General features: G+C 63.2%; 1 protein-coding gene. It reads right to left on the reverse strand.

Annotated elements, in window-relative coordinates; genetic code table 11:
- Positions 1 to 587 (reverse strand): restriction endonuclease subunit S (locus ACTFO6_RS17490; RefSeq protein WP_439935707.1); only part of this gene is annotated, 587 nt, incomplete at both ends.

Here is a 587-nt window from a genome sequence, read left to right on the forward strand (position 1 = left end):
CGCCGGAATCTGCCCGAGCCAGGGGATGCCGGAATCGCGGAGCGGGGCCTGGGGATCGAGGCCCCGGGTGACGGCGCGGGTGATGAGCGCGCGGCGCTTTTCGGCCAGCAGCGCGAGCAGCCGCTCCTTCGCCGCGATCAACGCATCGATCCGCGCCGTCTCGCGGTCGAGGTAGTCGGCGATGGCGCGCTGGCGACTCAGCTCGTGGATGTGAACGGGAATGCTGGCGAGGTCTGAGGCATTGATTGCTGGGTAGCTCACACCTACTGACCGACGTTCCACTTCAGCCAAGAACTCTGGCTCACGAAGCGCGTACTTGCAGTACTGAGCGTCGAACAAGTCAGCGCGAGGCCGGACAACCGCAAAGCCCGTAGACACGATCAGATTTGCCGGCGGCTGGCGAATCGGCGCGATGGCCTGGAGGTACGTGCGGACGGTTGAGATGATTACGTCGCCATCTCTCACGCGTCTCCGAGCTCGACTCGGGGCGTCCTCGAACCTGAAAGTTGCGATTTCTCCGATATTGCCACTCGAGTCCACGTTGCTGATATCGACGTACTGCAACTCGAGGTCGGCATCGGTATCCT

Origin of the sequence: Pelomicrobium sp. G1 (assembly GCF_051905455.1) — a bacterium.
Classification (GTDB): domain Bacteria; phylum Pseudomonadota; class Gammaproteobacteria; order Burkholderiales; family UBA6910; genus Pelomicrobium.